The 19,151-nt window shown below is 72.8% G+C and carries 14 protein-coding genes; 9 read left to right on the top strand and 5 right to left on the bottom strand.

The window, feature by feature from the left end; translation table 11 throughout:
• Window positions 1-3,180, bottom strand: a complete 3,180-nt coding sequence (locus tag ACFYL6_RS24950) for a BTAD domain-containing putative transcriptional regulator (RefSeq protein WP_387174678.1) — start codon at window positions 3,178-3,180, stop codon at window positions 1-3.
• 113 nt (window positions 3,181-3,293) lie between these two features.
• Between ACFYL6_RS24950 and ACFYL6_RS24945 the strand changes: the two genes are divergently transcribed.
• The 6 genes from ACFYL6_RS24945 to ACFYL6_RS24920 all read left to right on the top strand — a co-directional run bounded on the left by ACFYL6_RS24945 (window position 3,294) and on the right by ACFYL6_RS24920 (window position 10,324).
• Complete coding sequence (locus ACFYL6_RS24945) at window positions 3,294-4,127, top strand: ABC transporter ATP-binding protein (protein ID WP_387174676.1); 834 nt, start codon at window positions 3,294-3,296, stop codon at window positions 4,125-4,127.
• A gap of 32 nt (window positions 4,128-4,159) precedes the next feature.
• Window positions 4,160-5,143 carry an ABC transporter substrate-binding protein gene (locus ACFYL6_RS24940; protein WP_387174674.1) on the top strand — a complete coding sequence of 328 codons (984 nt, stop codon included), beginning with the start codon at window positions 4,160-4,162 and terminating at the stop codon, window positions 5,141-5,143.
• A gap of 5 nt (window positions 5,144-5,148) precedes the next feature.
• On the top strand, window positions 5,149-7,248 hold the full coding sequence (locus ACFYL6_RS24935; RefSeq protein ID WP_387174740.1) for an iron ABC transporter permease: 2,100 nt from the start codon (window positions 5,149-5,151) through the stop codon (window positions 7,246-7,248).
• A gap of 26 nt (window positions 7,249-7,274) precedes the next feature.
• Window positions 7,275-8,180: a siderophore-interacting protein gene (locus ACFYL6_RS24930; protein ID WP_387174673.1), complete on the top strand. Its 906-nt coding sequence runs from the start codon at window positions 7,275-7,277 to the stop codon at window positions 8,178-8,180.
• A gap of 156 nt (window positions 8,181-8,336) precedes the next feature.
• Complete coding sequence (locus ACFYL6_RS24925; protein WP_387174671.1) at window positions 8,337-9,797, top strand: SDR family NAD(P)-dependent oxidoreductase; 1,461 nt, start codon at window positions 8,337-8,339, stop codon at window positions 9,795-9,797.
• Window positions 9,798-9,847: 50 nt separating this feature from the next.
• Window positions 9,848-10,324: a heme-degrading domain-containing protein gene (locus ACFYL6_RS24920; protein ID WP_387174669.1), complete on the top strand. Its 477-nt coding sequence runs from the start codon at window positions 9,848-9,850 to the stop codon at window positions 10,322-10,324.
• A gap of 43 nt (window positions 10,325-10,367) precedes the next feature.
• Here the strand turns inward: ACFYL6_RS24920 and ACFYL6_RS24915 are convergent, their stop codons facing one another.
• Entirely contained in the window at window positions 10,368-11,744 is a 1,377-nt protein-coding gene (locus tag ACFYL6_RS24915; protein ID WP_387174668.1) for an FAD-dependent oxidoreductase, read from the bottom strand.
• 236 nt (window positions 11,745-11,980) lie between these two features.
• Here ACFYL6_RS24915 and ACFYL6_RS24910 point away from each other — a divergent pair, with 236 nt between their 5' ends.
• Both ACFYL6_RS24910 and ACFYL6_RS24905 read left to right on the top strand, forming a co-directional pair.
• Window positions 11,981-13,366 carry a serine hydrolase domain-containing protein gene (locus ACFYL6_RS24910; protein WP_387174666.1) on the top strand — a complete coding sequence of 462 codons (1,386 nt, stop codon included), beginning with the start codon at window positions 11,981-11,983 and terminating at the stop codon, window positions 13,364-13,366.
• Between the two features lie 86 nt (window positions 13,367-13,452).
• The gene (locus ACFYL6_RS24905; protein WP_387174664.1) at window positions 13,453-14,781 is read left to right on the top strand and encodes an alpha/beta hydrolase; all 1,329 of its coding nucleotides are present in this window, start codon (window positions 13,453-13,455) and stop codon (window positions 14,779-14,781) included.
• Between the two features lie 67 nt (window positions 14,782-14,848).
• On the opposite strand, the gene ACFYL6_RS24900 is transcribed toward ACFYL6_RS24905, so the two are convergent.
• A complete protein-coding gene (locus ACFYL6_RS24900; protein ID WP_387174662.1) occupies window positions 14,849-16,069 on the bottom strand; it encodes an MFS transporter in 1,221 nt (406 codons plus the stop codon).
• A 41-nt stretch (window positions 16,070-16,110) separates the two neighbouring features.
• Here ACFYL6_RS24900 and ACFYL6_RS24895 point away from each other — a divergent pair, with 41 nt between their 5' ends.
• Window positions 16,111-17,205: an ROK family protein gene (locus ACFYL6_RS24895; RefSeq protein ID WP_387174660.1), complete on the top strand. Its 1,095-nt coding sequence runs from the start codon at window positions 16,111-16,113 to the stop codon at window positions 17,203-17,205.
• Window positions 17,206-17,224: 19 nt separating this feature from the next.
• On the opposite strand, the gene ACFYL6_RS24890 is transcribed toward ACFYL6_RS24895, so the two are convergent.
• Together ACFYL6_RS24890 and ACFYL6_RS24885 are read right to left on the bottom strand one after the other, a co-directional pair.
• Window positions 17,225-17,608, bottom strand: coding sequence for a MerR family transcriptional regulator (locus ACFYL6_RS24890; RefSeq protein WP_387174658.1), 384 nt, complete (start codon window positions 17,606-17,608; stop codon window positions 17,225-17,227).
• Between the two features lie 99 nt (window positions 17,609-17,707).
• Window positions 17,708-18,964, bottom strand: a complete 1,257-nt coding sequence (locus ACFYL6_RS24885; protein ID WP_387174656.1) for an Ig-like domain-containing protein — start codon at window positions 18,962-18,964, stop codon at window positions 17,708-17,710.
• Window positions 18,965-19,151 lie beyond the last annotated feature (187 nt).

Raw genomic sequence — 19,151 nt, 5'->3', positions numbered from 1 at the left:
CTACGCGAGCAGGTCGTCCATCAGCTCGCGGATCCGGCTGACGGCCGCGGCGGCCGGCCGCTCGCGCCACGCGGCCAGCAACGGCTCACGCTGTTCCTCGTCCCCGAGGATGGCGCTGAGCCGTTCGCCGTTCTCGGACGGGAAGAACATCTCGATCTGGCTGCCGATCCGCTTCGCGAGGGCGGACAGTTCGCGGGCGGTGTCGACGTCATCCCGGTACGCCGCGAGTTCCGCGCCGCCCGACGCCCACGCTCCGATCACCGGCAGGTCCCGTGAGGTCAGAGCGTCGTCGCGGACGAGCGACAGCATCGCGGCCGCCTGGGCGACGACGTCGTTCCCCGACGCCCGCCGAGCCTCCGCGACCCGCAGGTAGAGGATCGCCGCCGTGGTCCGCAGCATCACGCGCGGCTGTGGCAGTGGCCCGGCCCAGCCGGCAAGGATGCGCGTGACCTCGTCGGCGTGAGCGATCACATCGTCGTACCGCTCGCGCTGCCAGGCCAGGCGGGCCAGGCCGAGAAGCGCCTGCGCGGCGTCCAACTGCTCCGCCTGGCCCAGTGCGGCCGTCTCCCCCAGTCGCCGCTCCGCCTCCACGTCGCCGGTGAGGGCGAGTTGCGCGTCCAGCCGGACCCGGATCGACCGTGCGTCCTGCGCGGCGCCGACCAGTTCCATGTGCTGGACGCTGCGCGTCAGCCACTCGGCCGAGCGCGCATCCCCGCCGGGAACCAGGAACTGCCCGACGGCACCCGCCGCCATGGCCATGCCCCAGTGGTCGCCGGCGGCCTCGAAGCGGTGGTACGCCTGCTCGGCGTCGCTGATCGACGCCTCCGGCAGGCCACCGTTCTCCCGTACCGCGGCGCGCGCGAACAACCCGAGCCCCTGCACGTACGGGTCCGGGTGCGCGATCATCTCGGTCGCGCTCTTCAGGTTCTGCTCCAGATTGGATACATCGAAACTGGGCAGCGCCGACGCGAGCGCGGTCAGCCGGGACGACACCCCGCCGGGACGTTCGGCCAGGAGCGTCCGCAGGGCCCGCCGGGCTAGCACGGCGGGCCGCAGATCGGCGCTGACGCCGGCGTTCACGCTGATCACCACGCACGTCCAGGCAAGCCGGTCGGCGTTGGGTAGTGGCCGCCCGCTGGCCGCGCCACGCATGATCGCCGACCGCAGCCGTCGCTGCGGGTCGTCGGCGTGCAGGAGCCCGCGCGCCCAGGCGAGGACCTCAAGGTGCAGGCCACGCACCGACCAGAGGTGGAACAGCGCGGTGGCGACGTCGACGGCGGCGGGCTCGTCGTCGGCTCCCATCGCCCACCGCAGGCCCGCGACCAGGTTGTCCTGCTCGGCGGCGCAGCGGTGCAGCGCCTCGACCTGGCCGGGGCCGATGAAGCGGCCGGTGAGCGCGATGGCCTGCTCCCGTGCCCAGCTGACCAGGCCGGCCATGGCCTGGTCCCGGGCGCCGGCCGCGTCCAGCCGGGCCTCGCCGTACTCACGGACCGTTTCGAGCATTCGGTAGCGGGGCGGGCCGTCCCCCTCGACCAGGGTCAACAGGGACTGTTCGACGAGTGTCGCCAGGCCGCGGCGCACCTCCGGGGCCTGCGCGACGGCGGCGGCGAGGTCCGCGGTGAACGGTGCGGGAATGACCGCGACCCGCTGCAACAGTTCGCGGTCGTCCTCGGCGAGCAGTTCCCTGCTCCAGTCGACCAACGCCCACAGGCTCGCGTGCCGCTCGGGCAGGCCGCGCAGGGCGTCGTCGAGCAGCGCGAACCGGTCGGTCAGCCCGGCGAGTACGTCGTCGATCGGCATGTGCCGCAGTCGCGCGGCGGCCAGTTCGAGCGCCAACGGCAGGTTGTCGAGCCGGTGGCACAGGGCGAGCGCCCGTTCGGTGTCCCAGGTCGGCACCGCGCCACCGGCCCGCGCCCGGGACTCGACAAGCGCTAGCGCGTCGGCGTCCGGCAACGCGGTCAGCCGGTGCACCAACTCGCCGACCAGACCCAGTGGGGCTCGGCTCGTCGCGAGCACCGCAACCTCCGGCGAGGCCGCCGCCACCAGGTCCGCGACGACGACGGCCACCGCGTCGAGCACGTGCTCGCAGTTGTCCAGCACCAACAGCCCGTCCAGGTCCGGCGCCACCGCGCGCAGCCGCTCCTCGGGGCTGAGGACCCGCCGTTCCAGACCCAGGTTGCCGCCGGTCGCCGTGGTGTCCGCGCCGCCGAGCGCGGCGAGCACCGTGGGCAGCACCTCGTCGGGCGAGCGCAGGCCGGCGAGTTCGATCACGCGTACCGCCTGCCCGGCCGCCGCCGTGCGCCTGGCCACCTCGGCGGCGAGACGGGTCTTGCCCGCCCCGCCGGTCGCCACGATCGTCACGACGGGCGCCTCGGCGAGCGCGCCGGTGACGGCCTCGACGTCCCGCTCCCGCCCCAGCAGGGCGGCCATGGGGCGGCGCCACGCGGCGGGCAGCGTGATCCGCGCCTGTTGCCGGGGCGGCGCCGCGGCGGGCGGGGCGATGAGTTCACCACGCAGCAACGCCAGGTGGACGTCTGTGATCACGGGAGACGGGTCGGTGCCGTACCGGTCGGCCAGGTCGGTGCGCAGCCGCTCGACCACCTCCAGCGCCTCCGCCTCGCGCCCCTGGGCGGCCAGCACCCGGACGAGCAGGGCGGCGGACGGCTCGTCCGGCGGCGTACGCGCGACGAGTCGGCCCAGGTCGACCTCGTCGAACGGGCCCACGCCGGCGAGTGCCGCCTGCGCGCGCAGCGCGGCGACCTCGGCGAACAGGCGGGTGTCCTCGGCGCTGACCAACTCCGGCACCTCGGGGAACAGGGCCCGCGCCTGATCCGCGAGGCCACGGGCGGCACGGAGGTCACCGCACCGCAGCACGGTGCCCGCCTGCTCGACGAGCGCGCGCGCCTCGACCGCGTCGACGGTGACCTCCTCGGCGGGCAGCCGGTACCCGCCCGGCACCGCGACCACGGGCAGCCCGAGACGGCGTACCCGGGACACGAGCGCCTGGACGGCGCCGGTCGCGTCGTCGGGTGGCGTGCCGTCCCAGACGGCGTCCATGAGCAGGCTCACGGAGACCGCCCGCCCACGCGCGTCGACGAGCGCGCGGAGCACCGCCGCGAGCCGTTCACCCCGAACGGGCTGGCCGTCGACGGCGAGTGGGCCAAGGGTCGCGATGTGCACGGACCCAGCATCCCCCACGCGTGCACGGACCCGACGACCACCGGTCGGCCAGGCTGATCACGTTCCCGTGACCGGCTTGACAGCCCACGATTTGGTTAGGTTAGCCTAACCTCATGAAGAGCGAGTTGGCGTCGGTCAACGGGGAGCGCAGCCTGTCCGGCGTCGACCTCCGCCTGGGCTATCACGGTGTGCCGGTGGTGCACGGTGCGGTGATCAACCTCCGCGCGGGTGCCGTGACCGCACTCGTGGGGCCCAACGGCAGCGGCAAGTCCACCCTGCTGCGGGCCCTGGCCCGGCTGCACCCGATCGAGGCCGGGATGGTGCACCTCGCCGACGGCGTCACCGCCGCCGGCCTCGCGGCCCGGGAGTTCGCCCGGCGGGTCACCCTGCTCGCCCAGAGCCGGCCGGTGCCCAGCGGGGTCACCGTCCGCGACGTCGTCGGGTACGGCCGCCACCCCTACCGGGGGCGCTGGCGCACCGAGGATCCCGACGGTCCCGCCGCCATCGCACGCGCCATGGACGTCACAGGCGTCGCCGCGATGGCCGACCGTCCCGTCGACGAACTCTCCGGAGGCGAGTTGCAGCGGGTGTGGTTGGCCACCTGCCTCGCCCAGGACACTCCGGTGCTGCTCCTCGACGAGCCCACCACCTTCCTCGACCTGCGGTACCAGGTGGAGATCCTCGACCTGGTCCGTGACCTCGCGGACGACCACGGCGTCGCCGTCGGCGTCGTGCTGCACGACCTCGACCAGGCGGCCGCCGTGGCGGACGAGGTGGTCCTGTTGCACCACGGCCGTGTCCGCGCCACCGGCACCCCGGCAACGGTGTTCACCGAGAACGCCCTCACCGAGACCTACGGGATCCGCATCGAGGTGACCATCGATCCGCTCAGCGGACTGGTCACCACCCGCCCTGTCGGGCGGCACCAGATCCGCGCCCTGGTCTGAACAACCCTCATCCACAGCAGAGAAAGACCGTCATGACCCGTACCCGTTTCACCGCCCTCATCGCCGTCGTGGCCGCCCTGACGCTCGGCGCCTGCGGCACCACCGAGAACGCCGCCGCCCCCGAGACCTCCGCCTCGGCGGCCAGTGGTCCGGTCACCCTCACCGACAGTCGGGGCAAGGAGATCACCCTCAAGGCGCCGGCGACCAAGGTCGTCGGGCTGGAGTGGGGCGAGGTCGAGATGCTGGTCAGCCTCGGCGTCATGCCCGTCGGTGTCGCCGACCCCAAGGGCTACGGCACCTGGGTCACCTCCGCGAAGCTCGACCCGGGCGTCAAGGACGTCGGCACTCGCGGCGAGCCCAGCGTCGACTCCATCGTGGCCCTCCAGCCCGACCTCGTCGTGATGGAGGACGACCGGGGCGCCAACATGGTCAGCCAGCTGGAGAAGTTCGTGCCCGTCGTGGTCGCCAAGGGCAGTGACGCCACCGACAACCTCGGCCGGATGCGCAGCGACCTCAACATGATCGCGAAGGCGGTCGGCAAGGCCACCGAGGCGGAGAAGCTGCTCGCCGACTTCGACGCGGCCATCGCCGACGGCAGGAAGAAGATCGCCGACGCGGGTGCCGCCGGCCGGCCGTTCGCCATCGCCGACGGCTGGAAGGAGGGCAGCACCGTCAGCATCCGGATGTTCGGCAAGGGCGCGCTGGTCTCCCAGATCGGCATCCAGCTCGGCCTCACCAACGCCTGGACCGGCAAGACCGATGAGGCGTGGGGCCTCGGCCAGACCGACGTCGAGGGCATGACGGTCCTCAAGGACCCGAACACGCACCTCTTCTACAACGCCTCCGACGGCGACGACGTGTTCGCCGACGGTCTCGCCGGCAACGCAATCTGGAAGTCGCTGCCCTTCGTTCGGCAGGGCAACCTGCACAAGATGCCCAACGGCGTCTGGACCTTCGGCGGTCCGCTCTCCGGCAAGCAGTACATCGACGAACTCGTCAAGACGTACGCGGTGTGAGCGTGCTGAACGCACCCCCACGCCCGGAGCCGGCCACCCGGCCGACTCCGGGCGGACGCCTGGCCGTACCCCGCGTCGCCGGTGTCTTCGTCGCCGCGATCCTGCTGCTGCTCGTGGTCGGCGCGCTGCACCTCACCCAGGGCACCTCGAACGTCGGCGCCCTCGACCTGCTGCGGCTCGCGACCGGCGCCGACGACGAGGCAGCCCGCGTCCTGATCGCCTCCCGGCTGCCCAGGCTCCTCGCCGGGCTGGCCATCGGCGTGGCGCTCGGGTTCGCCGGGGCGGCGTTGCAGTCGATCGCCCGCAACCCGCTCGCCTCCCCCGACACCCTCGCGGTCAACGCGGGCGCCCACCTCGCGATCGTGGCCGTCGCCGCGTTCGGCGTCTCGCTGCCCGCGCTGCCCGCCGGCGGCCTCGCCTTCTGCGGCGGGCTGGCCGCCGCCGGCCTGGTGATGGCGATGTCCTCCGGCGGGCAGGCCGGCACCACCCGCCTGATCCTCGCCGGCTCGGCGACCGCGCTGGCGCTCGGGTCGGTGACCACCCTGCTGCTGCTCCTGTTCGAGCAGGCCACCATCGGGCTGTTCGCCTGGGGGAACGGCTCGCTGGTGCAGAGCGACCTGACCGCGCTGACCCAACTCGCCCCGGTGATCGTCGGCGCCGCCGTCGTGCTGGTGCTGCTCGGGCACCGCCTCGACATCCTCGCCCTCGGCGACGACACCGCCACCGTGCTCGGCCTCGACGTGCGGCGCACCCGACTCACCGTCATGGTGCTGGCCGTGCTGCTCTCCGCCGCGGCCGTCACCCTCACCGGTCCGGTCGGCTTCGTCGGCCTGTGCGCCCCGGTGATCGTCCGGCTGCTCGCCCCCGTGGTGCCGGGGGTGCACCGACACCGCATCCTGCTGCCGTTGTCCGGCATCGCCGGGGTCATCATCGTGCTCGGCTCCGACGTGCTGCTGCGGGCCGTGATGGGCGGGCAGGCAGGCGTCGACATCCCCACCGGCGTGGTCACCACCCTGTTCGGTGCGGCGATCCTCATCTGGCTGGCCCGCCGGCACCGCGACGCGGGCCCCACCCGCCGTCCGCCCGGTGGCCACGCGGCCGTCCGCTCCGCCGCCTTTCACCGCGGCGTCGTCGCCGTCACCGCCGTCCTGACCGTCGGCGCCGTGGCGGTCGGCATGCTCGCCGGTGACACCTGGGTGCTGCTCGGTGACGTGGTGAACTGGCTCAACGGCAGCACCGGGCCCGCGTACACCTTTGTGCTGGACCAGCGGTGGCCGCGCGTCGCCGCGGCGGTCCTGGCCGGCGCGGCGCTCGCGGTCGCCGGCACCACCGTGCAGGCGGTCTGCCGCAACCCGCTGGCCGAACCCGGCATCCTCGGCATCACCGCCGGTGCCGGGCTCGGGGCCGTCTCCCTGCTCACCTTCGTGCCGCTGGCCGGGGTGTGGGCCGTCTCCGGCGTCGCCGGGCTCGGCGCGATGCTGGCGTTCGCCCTGGTCTACGGCCTGGCCTGGCGAGGCGGGTTGAGCTCGGACCGTCTGGTGCTGATCGGCTTCGGCGCCTGGCAGGGCGGCATGGCGGTCATCACCTACCTGGTCGTCGCCTTCGACCCGTGGAACACCGGGAAGGCGTTGACCTGGCTGTCCGGCTCCACCTACGGTCGGATGCCCACCCAGGTGCTGCCGGTGCTGATCGCCCTGCTGGTGCTCACCCCGGCCGTGGTCGCCGCCCGCCGGGAACTCGACCTGATGGCGCTGGACGACGACACCCCCCGGGTGCTGGGCGTCCGCCTGGAACGCACCCGGTTGGTCGCGCTCGGCGCGGCGGCGCTGCTCACCTCCACCGCCGTCTCGGCCGTCGGGGTCATCGGCTTCGTCGGCCTGGTCGCCCCGCACGCCGCGCGGGCGCTCGTCGGCGGGCGGCACTCCCGGGTTCTACCGGTGGCCGCCCTGCTCGGCGCGGCGCTGGTCAGCATCGCCGACACCCTCGGCCGGACCGTCATCGCTCCGGCCCAGGTCCCCGCCGGCCTGGTCACCGCCATGATCGGCACCCCGTACTTCGTCTGGTTGCTGTGGCGCTCCCGCGCCGTGGCGAGCACCACCCGGTAGAGCCGGCCCGAGTCGAGAGAGGCACCATGACCGAGACCCTGCCCATCGCCCCGTGGCGCGTGTTCGCCGTCACCGTCCACGCGGTACGCCGACTCAGCCCGTCCTTCACCCGGGTGACCTTCACCGGGGCGGACCTGGACCGCTTCGCCGACAACGGTTACGACCAGCGGATCAAACTGGCGCTGCCGCTGCCCGGTCAGCGCGGGGCGACCCTTCCGCAGGGAGCGGACTGGTACGCGACGTGGCGGGCCCTGCCCGAGCACCTGCGCAATCCGATCCGCACCTACACGGTGCGGGCGGTCCGCCCGCACCTGGCCGAGGTCGACGTCGACCTCGTGCTGCACGGCGACAGTGGCCCGGCGACGCGCTGGGCCCGGCGGGCGAGTGTCGGCGACGAGATCGCCCTGGTCGGGCCGGACGCCGGCTTCGACGGCAACCACGGCGGGGTGGAGTTTCGACAGTCGACCGGCGGCACCCTTCTGCTGGCCGGGGACGAGACCGCCGTGCCGGCGATCAGCAGCATCTGCGAGCGGCTCCCCCGCGACGCCCGGGGCACGGTCGTGCTGGAGGTGCCCGACGCCGCCGACGTGTTGCCGCTGGTCGCGCCCCCCGGCGTCGAGGTCCGCTGGCTGTCCCGGGGCGCCGACGGGTACGGCAGCCACCTGGTGCCGGCCGTCGTCGCCGCGGCCGGGGAACTGCTGGCCCCCGACGCGGCGGCGGCCGCCCAGCCCGTGCCGGACGTGGACGTGGACACCGAGATCCTGTGGGAGGTGCCCGAGCAGGTGGCCTCGGCGCCGCTCTACGCGTGGCTGGCCGGGGAGGCCGGCGTCATCCGTCACCTACGCCGGCACCTCGTCGCCGAACGAGGTCTGGACCGCCGGGCGGTGGCCTTCATGGGTTACTGGCGTCTCGGCCACGCCGACGCCGACTGACAGCGCCGCGAGGCGCACCGCCCCTGGCGGCCGCGAGGCGCACCACGCCGGGCGGCCGTGAGGTGCGTCGGAGGCCGTGGGGCGCGTACCGTTTCGGGTCGGACTTGGGGCGGGCCGGCTGGAGCCGGCACGGGATACGGGACGAGACAACGACGCATGACGGTGGACAACGTTACCGAAAACGGTCAAGAGGGTATTGACCGAAGCCGGCTGGAGGCCTGCCTCAGCGTCTTCGAGGCGCTGGAGGCGCTGCCCTCCGACCACCCCGACGTGGTGCAGGTGCAGCGGGCCACCGCCCGGCTCTACAAGGTGATCAAGCAGCGGCGGCGGGAGGAGCGGCGCGACGCCATCCTCGCCGCCGACCGCGCGGTGACGGAGGCCACCGCCACCGGGGCGCCGGGGCGGATCGACGACGAGACGCAGGGCATTCCGCTCGCCTCCTCCGCCGCGGGCGAGACGGCGGGATTCCTGCACAACCCCCGCGGCTGCTACGTCTGCAAGCAGCGCTACCGCGAGGTGGACGCCTTCTACCACCAGCTCTGCCCGTCCTGCGCCGCGCTGAACCGGGAGCGCCGCGACGCCCGTACCGACCTGACCGGTCGGCGCGCGCTGCTCACCGGCGGCCGGGCCAAGATCGGCATGTACATCGCGCTGCGGCTGCTGCGCGATGGCGCGCACACCACGGTGACAACGCGGTTCCCGCACGACGCGGTCCGCCGGTTCGCCGCGATGCCCGACAGCGGGGACTGGCTGCACCGGCTGCGCATCGTCGGGATCGACCTGCGCGACCCCGCCCAGGTGATCGCCCTCGCCGACGAGGTCAGCAGCCAGGGCCCCCTCGACATTCTGATCAACAACGCGGCGCAGACCGTCCGCCGGTCCCCCGGGGCGTACGCGCAGCTCATCGCCGCCGAGGCCGCGGCCCTGCCGGACGGCCCGCTGCCGGAGCTGATCACGTTCGCCAAGCCGGACGGGCCGGGCGGCCCGGTGGGCAGCCTGACCGCTGGACCACAGTCGACAGCGCTCACCCCGCACGCGCTCACCGCGCTGGCGCTCACCAGCGGCTCGGCCTCACCGGAACGGATCGCGGCGTCCACGGCCATCGACGCCGGGGGTCTCGTTCCCGACCTCGACTCGGTCAACAGCTGGGTCCAGCGGGTCCAGGAGGTGGACCCGGTCGAGCTGCTCGAGGTGCAGCTGTGCAACGTCACCGCGCCGTTCGTGCTGGTCAGCCGGCTGCGCCCGGCGATGGCCGCCGCGTCGGCCCGCCGCAAGTACGTGGTGAACGTGTCGGCGATGGAGGGCCAGTTCGGCCGCGGCTACAAGGGGCCGGGGCACCCGCACACCAACATGGCCAAGGCGGCGCTGAACATGCTCACCCGCACCAGCGCCGAGGAGATGCTGACCGACGGCATCCTGATGACCAGCGTCGACACCGGCTGGATCACCGACGAACGCCCCCACCCGACGAAGATGCGACTGGCCGACGAGGGCTTCCACGCCCCACTGGACCTGGTCGACGGCGCGGCCCGGGTGTACGACCCGATCGTCCGGGGCGAGCAGGGCGAGGACCTGTACGGCTGTTTCCTGAAGGACTACGCGCCCTGCGCCTGGTGATCGCCCCGCCCGACGGGGATGATCGCCCCGCACCACGAAGGAGAAGAAACATGTCAGCTGACCGTGAACCGTGGCCGACGCTGGACGAGCTGCTGCGCGAGGAGAACGAGCTGGAGCTCGCGGGCCTGTCCGAGACCGACGCGTACGAGCTGGGGATGCTCGCCGTCGCCGCCGCGACCGAGCAGCGGCTGCCGGTCTCGGTGGGTGTATGGCGGGCCGGGCGGCAGCTGTTCCACTGTGGCCTGCCGGGGTCGACGGCGGACAACGACGCGTGGCTGCGCCGCAAGGGGCGGGTCGTGATGCGGTTCGAGCACTCCTCGCTCTACATGGCCCGGCTGTGCCAGGACAAGCAGGTGACGCTGGCGGAGAGGTTCGGCCTGCCGGCCTCGCGGTACGCGGCGGCCGGGGGTGCGGTGCCCCTGCGCGTGCGCGGCACCGGCGTGGTGGGCTGGGTCGGTGTCTCCGGGCTGCCGCAGCTGGACGACCACCGCTTCGTGGTCGACATCCTCCGCAAGCTCCCCCGATAGGGCGGTCCCGGCGGCCTCGCGACGAGGCCGCCGGGTCACCCGCTCAGTGTACGCGTCGGTTTGCGCGCAGGGCGCCCAGGAGCATGCCGGGCCGGGCCAGCGAACGCGGGTGCTCGCGCATGGAGACGACGTCGTTGAACCGCCGCGCCGTCGTCACGTCCGTGACGGTCGCGGCGATGATCTGCCCACTGGCCCACCTGGAGAGCCGGTAGCCGCGCGGGTAGGGCCCGTCGACGTGGGGCAACGCCAGGTCCGCCGAGGTCGACAGCGACCAGGCGGCGTCGACCACGACCTTCTGTAGCGCGAGGAAGTGGCGCGCGGGCGCCCGCAGATCCGGGCCGGACCGGAGGTACGTCGACAGGCACGCCGCGTGCAGGGCCGCCGCCGTCATGCCCTGCCCGTACACCGGGTTGAACGAGGCGACGGCGTCGCCGACGCTGATCAGGCCGGCCGGGAACCGCTTGAGCGCGTAGAAGTCCCGTCGTCGGCTGTCGGCGTGGTGGTAGGTCTGGACGTCACCGATCATCTCCTGGTCGGCGACCTCGCCGAACTCGGGCGGGAACTGCTCCCGCAGGCGGCGGACGAAGTCCTCCGCGGTGCGCCCCGGGCGGTCGTTGCCGTAACCGGCCATCATGGCCATCCACCGGCCGTCCTCGATGGCGAAGAACGCGGCCCCGGCCACGTCCGCCGCCGTCCTGGCGGTGTTCAGTGCCAGCACGACCGTCGAGGCCGGGGTGACCTCCGGGCGACGGAACAGGGCGGTCGCGTAGTTGAGGTGCACGGTCATCCGCCGGGTGACCGGCCGGTCCCAGTCGGCCCGTTCCAGCCAGTCCGACAGTTTGCTGGACCGCCCCATGGCGTCCACCACGAGGTCGCCGCGCTCCACACCGGTCACCCCGCCGACCTCACAGCGGACCCCGGTGACCGCGGTGCCGTCGAACACCAGGCCGGTGGCGCGGGCGGTGATCGTCTTGACGTTGGGCAGTCGAAGCACCTGCTGGCGGATCAGGCCTTCCAGCAGCGGCCGACTGCCCGCCAGGCTGTCGGCGTCGTCGGGGACGACGACCTTCAGACGCCCGTCGAGGTAGTTGCGCCGGGACGCGGGCGGCGCCTCGATCGCTCCGCGCGCCAGCGCCTCACCGCGGAATCCGGGAAACAGTCGCTCCAGCTGGAAGAGGCCGCCGGGCAGCAGCGCGTGCAGCTGTGTCCCCTGGGGTACGCCGGGCCGCGCTCCGGTCATCTGCGGGTCGTCCCGGTCGATGATGACGACGGTGTCGGCGTGGTCGGACAGCACCCGGGCGGCCAGCAGACCGGCGACGCTGCCGCCGACCACGACGGCCGTCCCCATCGTCGGGGACGGCTGGTCAGGGGGTCGAGCAGCGTTCAGCTCTGCGAAGACCCGGGACGGGGAGAGGGACATCGTGCTCTCCAAGGGGGTAACGAGGTGTGTGCCCTCCCCGGTGACTGTCCGCGACCGTGCGCGGACAGACCGGTGGACGGTCGTTCGACGTGATGCCCGCCGATCGTCGCACAACCGCCCGAATGGCAACCGGCTGTGTCCGCCAGATGACCACCTGTTGGCCGATGGGTTCGACCGGGTGGACGATTGGACGGGTCAGGTGGCGCGGCCGATGGCCGACTGTCACGATCTCCGGCATGGCCGTTACGCGTCGTACTCTGCTCGGGGTCGGCCTGGCCGCCGCGGCCTCCGCCCTCACCGGTTGCGGCGACAACGGCGCGACGGGTTCCGGTGCTGCGGCCACCGGCGACGCGGTGACCGGGACGGACGCCGCCGGGAACCGGGTCGGGTTCGGTCCGGCGGGAAACCTCAGGTCACCGTCCGCCGCACCGGGCGCGCCGGTCCCCCCGAGCGACGGCCCCCCACCAGCCGGTCAGGCCCCCTACGCGCGGGACGTGACCGCCCTGCTCCGGCGACACCTGCCCGCCGCACCGCAGACCTTCCAGCACAAGGGTTTCCCCGGTGCGGTCGCTCTCGTCCTGGTGGACGGGAAGATGACGGTGCACACCGCCGTCGGCGAGGCGCTGCGCTACGGCGCGGGCCCGAAGCTGCTCACGGCGAGCCAGCGCGTCGCGATGCGCCCGGACTCCATCTTCGACCTCGCCTCGGTCACCAAGGTGTACACGGCCATCCTGCTGTTGCAGCAGGTCGACAAGGGGCATGTCGACCTCGGCGCTCCGGTGCGCGACTACCTGCCCGCCTTCACCGGCACGGGCAAGGGGCAGATCACCGTCGAGATGCTGCTCACCCACACCAGCGGCCTCCCCGTCGGCGCCAAGGTCACCGGCCTGCCCGACAACGCGGCCCGGTGGAACGCCGTGCTCACCACACCGCTGGTTCCCGGCGCCGTGCCCGGGAACTCGTTCCGCTATTCCAGCGTCGGGCTCATGGTCGCCGGCAAGATCGTCGAGAAGGTCACCGGCCAGCGGCTCGACCAGGCACTCCGGACGAACCTCACCAGCCCGCTGGGCCTGCGCGACACCGGCTTCAACCCCAACAGCTGGGTGTCCACCAGCTCCAGGGCCAACCGTCTGGTCGCCACCGACGCCCGCTCGTCCCGGGGCCTGCTGCAGGGCACCGTCCACGACGACGTCGCCAACCACCTCGGTGGCATCGCCGGCCACGCCGGCATCTTCGCCTCCGCGACCGATCTCGCGGCCATCGGTCAGCTGCTCCTGAACGAAGGCACCTACCAGGGCAAGCGGATCCTCGCCGCGGCGACCGTGCGCCGGATGCTCAGCAACCACAACGCCGGCAAACCCGCCATCGACCCCGAGCGACCCAACCGGACCTCGGCGCACGGCCTCGGGGTCGTCCTCAACCAGAGCTGGTTCATGGGGAGGCTCGCCTCGGCCCGGACCTTCGGGCACACCGGGTTCGCCGGCCCCTCGCTCCTGGTCGCGCCCGACCGCAAACTCGTCCTGGCGCTGCTCACCAACCGCGCGCACCCCAACTGGAGTTGGTCGAACCCCGACCCGGTCCGCGCCGCCGTCGGCGACCTGCTCGCCACGGCGGTGAGCTGACCGGAAGGTGTGGACCATCGCGCCGCACCCTGACACGATACTTGCGCTAGTAGTGCAAATACTTCGTCCCTCAAGGTGGAGGATCGATGCACACATCTCGCCGGAGGCTGCTCTCCGTGCTGGCCGGGGTCGCCCTCGCGGCCGGCCTGTCCGCCGTCGCCGTTCCCCGCGCCGCCGAAGCCGCCGCCACCCCGACCCACCGCCCAGTGATCTTCGTGCACGGCAGCGCGGGATCCGCGGCGCAGTTCGAGTCCCAGGCCAAACGGCTGGCCAGCAACGGCTACCCGATCGACATCATCGAAGCCCACGAGTACGACTCCCCGAACATCGCGGCGATCCTTCCCCAGGTGTACGCGGGGCTCGACGCGCGGATCTCCCGCCTGCTGGCGGCCACCGGCGCGGACCGGGTCGACCTCGTCGCGCACTCGCTGGGCACCTTCGTCACGCAGGGCTATCTCACCAGCTCGCCGGAAAGGGCCGCCCGGGTCGCCCACTACGTCAACCTGGACGGGCGCACCGCGACCTCCCCGCCGGGCGGGGTGCCCACCCTCGCGATCTGGGGCGAGGGCGACCCGGCCCGGGCCGTCGTCGGCGCGACAAACGTGCACCTGCCCGGCCAGTCGCACACCCAGACCGTGTCGTCGACGGAGTCGTTCGGCGAGATCTTCCGATTCCTCCAGGGCCGCGCGCCCCACACGACGCGGATCGTGCCCCAACTCCTCGGCGCCGCCCGGGTCTCCGGCCGGGCCGTGCTCTTTCCGAGCAACGTCGGCGTCACCGGTGCGACTCTCGACGTCTATCCGGTCAGCCCGCTGACCGGCGGCCGACTGTCGCACCGGCCCGTGCACCGGGTGTCGCTCGGTGGCGACGGCTCGTTCGGTCCCCTCCCGGTGCTCGCCACGGCCCGCTACGAGTTCGCCCTCGTGCGCCCCGGCGCCGCGACGCACCACTTCTACTTCCAGCCGTTCCTGCGCTCGGACTCGTTCGTACGCCTCGCGACGAGCGAGCCGGGCGAGGGCCTCAGCGCCCTGGTCGACACCAGCGACCGGCACACGGCGCTCACCATCCAGCGGCAGAAGGAGTGGTGGGGCGACCAGGGCGACGCCGGCGACCACCTCTGGATCAACGGCAGGGATGTCCTGAACGCGGCGAACGCACCGCGCGCCAAGAGGACGATCGGCATCTTCGCCTTCGACGACGGCAGCGACGGCGTCACGAACCTGACGGCCCCGTTGCCGGAGTTCTTCAGCCAGACCTTCATCACGGGCATGGACGTCTTCATCCCGGCGACGCCGGCACACCTCGGCCTGGTACGGATCACCGTGGGCCAACGCGGCGGCGGGTACGAGGTGGTCAACGTGCCCAACTGGAGATCGAGCACCGACCGGGTGACGGTCAGCGTGGACGACTTCTGACCGCGTCGCGCGGGCGGCCCGGCCACCTCGGGTCGAGACGGTGGCCGGGACCCGCCCCGCGAACCCGTCAGACGGTGGCCGGGACCCGCTCGCGCACCCGTCGTCCGACGGCGAAGCTGACCACTCCCAGGATCAACCCGACGACCGCCAGAACGACGCCCACCCGGGCCGGCGCGAGGTAACCGAGTCCGGCGGCGATGGCGACGCTGCCCAGGGCGGCGCCCAGGCTGTTCGCGATGTTCATGGCCGACTGGTTGAGCGCCGCGCCCATCAGTTGTGCTCCCGGCGCGACGGTGATCAGGCGTGCCTGCAACACCGGGCCGAGATAGAGGCTTGTCGCACCGACCAGGAACGCGCCCACGAACAGGCCGACGCGGGACGACGCCACGAGGCTGAACACGGCGATGCTCACGATCATCGCCACGAAGCCGATGACCATGCTCCGCTGGAGGTCGCGGTCGGCCAGCCAGCCGCCCAGGGCGTTGCCGACGGTCATCCCGAGACCCACCGCGACCAACGCCCACGGCACCGTCGCGGCGGAGAGGCCGGTGACGTCGGTGGTGACCGGCGCGATGTAGGTGTTCACCGCGAAGAACCCGGCGAAACCGACCGCGCCGGTGGCGGCGACCAGCCAGACCTGCGAGGTCCGCAGCGCCCGCAACTCGGCGGCCGGTGAGCCGTCGACCGCCGCGGCGACCTCCGGCACGACCGCCAGCACCGCCAGCAGGGTGAGCACGAAGAAGCCGGCGATGACCAGGTACGCGACCCGCCAGTCGACCGTCTGCCCGAGCCTCGTGATGAGGGGTACGCCGACCAGGTTGCTCACGGTCAGACCGCCCAGCACGGTGGCGAAACCACGGGCCTCGTTACCGGGGCCCATCAGGGTCGCCGCGAGCAGACCGGCCGCACCGAAGTACGCGCCGTGCGGCAGTGCCGCCGCGAACCGGGCCACCAGCACCAGGTCGAAGGTGGGGGCGAGCGCGGAGGCGACGGTGCCGACGGCGAACAGCACGAGCAGCCCGAGGACGAGCTTCTTGCGGGGCAGGCGCGCGCTCAACGCGGCGATCAGCGGCGCGCCGACGACCACCCCGAGCGCGTACGCGGTGATCATCCAGCCGGCCCGGGCGATGGCGTCCGACGGCGACTGCGCGTACTGGTGCGGGAGCAGACCGCGGGCGATGTCGGGCAGCAGCCCCATCGCCACGAACTCGGTCAGCCCGACCGCGACGCCGCCCAGTGCCAGCGCGGCCAGCGCCGCCAACCGTCGACCTCTACTCAACTCGATCACCGAAAAAATTTAGCAACAGCGTTGCGTAATAGGGTGGTGAGATGACTCGCGTCACTGCCGACGTCAGCTTCCTGCGCGGCTACAACGAGGCACTGGTCGTGGCGGTGGGGCGCACGGCTCGCACGTTCGAGCGGGCGACCGTGGTCGAGGCCACCGGCCTGACACCACAGGCGGTCTCCAAGGTCATCGCCCGGCTGACCGCCGACGGCCTGATCCGCCCCGCCGGCGTCCGGCGTCCGGGCATCGGCAAGCCCGCGGTCGTCTACGAACTCGTCCCCGACAGCAGGTACGCGATCGGCGCCCACGTGGCCCGGCGTACGCTGCGGCTCGTCCTGGTCGACCTGGCCGGCACCGTGCACCACTCGGCGGTCAGCCCGCTGCCCCGCGACTTCACCCCGGCACAGCTTCTCGACGCCCTGAGCGTCGGCATCGACAGGATGGCCGGCATCGGCGACCTGCGGGGCCGGCTCACCGGGCTGGGCATCGGCATGATCGGCCCACTCGACCACGCCAACGGCCTGGTCCGGGACGCCCACGGCCTGCGGCACTGGCACGACGTACCGCTGCGCGAGCTCGCCGAGAAACACCTCGGCCTCCCCGTCCACCTGGACAAGGACGTCACCGCGGGGATCACGGCGGAGGCCTGGCGGCACGGCGCGACGTTCGGCGACGCGGCCCTCATCATGGTCGAGTCCGGCATCGGCGGAGGCTTCTGGCTCGGCGGCGCGGCCCACCGGGGGGCGCACACCAACGCCGGTGAGTTCGGCCACACGGTCGTCGACCTGACCGGGCCCCGCTGCGTCTGCGGCCGGCACGGGTGCCTGGAGATCGTGCACCACCACGCCGCCGAGGCCGGGGACTTCGCACGCGCCGCAGGTGTGCTGGCCGTCGGCGTCGTCAACCTGCTCCAGACCCTCGACCTCGCCCACGTGGTGCTGGCGGGCGCGGACCTTCTCCGGCACCCGCAGACCTATCTCGCGGCGGTCACCGACGCCGTCCAGGCGGACGCCCGGCGTGCGGACTGGCTCCGTACCCGGGTGGCCCTGTCCAGTCTCGGCGCGGACGTGATCGCCGCGGGCGCCGCCATGCAGGTCCTCGACCAGCACTACGGCATCCCGGAGTTGACCCCGATCTGACCACCGACGTGCCGCGCCGCTACGCCACTTGGGCGTCGGCGCCCGTCCGGGTGCAACCGCTGGCCGGGCTCTCGCTGATCGCGATGACCTCGTCGAGCCGCTTGCGCGCCTGCCGGAGTTGAGTGATCTGCCGATCGATGCGGTCGCGTTCGGCGCGCAGCATGGCCCGCGACTGCGGTGTGTTGACCTTAGCGTCGACGCAGGGCAGCAGGTCCAGGATGGTACGGCTGGACAGGCCGGCGGCGTACAGCATCTGGATCAGGTACACCCGGTCGACGGCGTCGTCGAGGTAGTGGCGCTGGCCGCCACTGCTTCGTGCGGCAGCCAGGAGGCCCTGCTCCTCGTAGTAGCGCAGGGCTCGTACCGACACGCCGGTCTTCGTGGCGAGTTCCCCGATCCGCATGGACGCCTCCCCCGGCCGGTGACGCCAGCCACCAGCCTTGTCCCTCACGTGAACGTCAGGTTCTACCGTAGCTCGGGAACCCGCCGCACGCGCGGCGTGTCAGCTGCCGGAGGCGGACGGCGACGGCGTCCGCGAGCCGCCGGTGACCGCGCGGGCCGGCGGCGTCGACGCCGGGGCCGGGGCCGGTCCCAGATCCGCGGGTACGGGCAGCGCGCTGCCCTTGACGAACTGGGCCCAACTGGTGTTCCAGGCCGTCCAGCCGTTGCCCGACTGGAGCCGGACCTCGGTGCCGGTGAAGGTGACCAGGTCACCGACCTGGGTGACGCCCATCAACCAGTCGGCGTTGGCCGGCGAGATGTTCGTGCAGCCGTGCGAGACGTTGCGGTGTCCCTGATCCGACACCGACCAGGGTGCCCCGTGGATGAACTCGCCGCCCCAGGTGAGCCGTTGCGCGTCCTCGACGTTCACCACGTAGCCGCCGTTCGGCTCGCCGCGCGTGTCGAACGTGGTGTACTGGTGCTTCTCCATGATCACCATCTTGCCGCTGGACGTGGGGGTGCTGCGCTTGCCCAGGCTGACCGGGATCTTGCGGATCAGCTTGCCGTCGCGCAGCACGCGCATCTGCTTGGTGGCGTTGTCGACTTCGAGCGCCACCTGCCGTCCGATCCGGGACGTCGCGGTGCGGTCGGCGTCACCGACGTGGTTCCTGCCGATCGGCAGACCCGCCAGGCCGGCCCGGACGCTGATGGTCGTGCCGGGTCGCCAGAAGGCGGGCGCCCGGTAGTAGACCTGACTGCCGTCGTCCACCCAGGACCAGGCGCCCGGCTGGGGCGGGTTCGTGGTGACGAACAACCGACGCTGCACGTCGGCGCGGGCCGCGCTGGCGATGGGCGGATCGAAGCCGATGGTCACCGGCATCGCGGTGCCGTACGTCTGCTTGTCGGCGAAGTACAGGGTGCTGGTCACCTGCGGCTTCGTCGACGCCGCCGCTGTGGTGAAGGTGGTGGTGCGGGTGGTGGTCCGCCCGGAGTCGCCGGTGGCGGTCACCGCCGCGGTGTAGGTGTGCTGCGGCCGCAACGGAGCGGTCGGCACCCAGGCCGAGCCGTCCTCGCGTGGCTCCGCCCGGACCAGCGTGCCCGCGTCGTCGACGATGCGCACGGCGGTGATCTTTCCGCCCCTGACGAGCGGAACCACCTCCGCGCTGAGCGGCACGTTCCGGGACAGGTCGGTGGGCGTGAGGGTCAGTTCGGGCGATGGCACCACCCGCTCGGCGGGGCGTGCGGCGGGCTTCCGCTCGGTGGTGCACCCGCCGAGGACCAGCGGTGTCGCCGCGACGGTCACCGCCACGAGCGCCATGCGCCTTCGAAACCCCATCCAACGTCCCCCGGCTCCCGTGTGCTCCGTGGCGGCAATTCTCTCCGCGCCGGCAGCGCCCTGCGCTGTTTCCCGGAAATCACGAAACGAACGGGGGAACGCTGGGCACACCGCGCGTCGCAGGCCCGTCCGTTGCGCTTCCCTTTCGTGATCCTCGGGGCATCGAAGT

The sequence above is a fragment of the Micromonospora sp. NPDC007208 genome, from assembly GCF_042869175.1.
In the GTDB taxonomy this organism is placed as follows: Bacteria; Actinomycetota; Actinomycetes; order Mycobacteriales; family Micromonosporaceae; genus Micromonospora; species Micromonospora foliorum.
The sequence above is the reverse complement of the archived record's forward strand: the minus strand, read 5'-3'. Positions and strand labels throughout refer to the sequence as shown.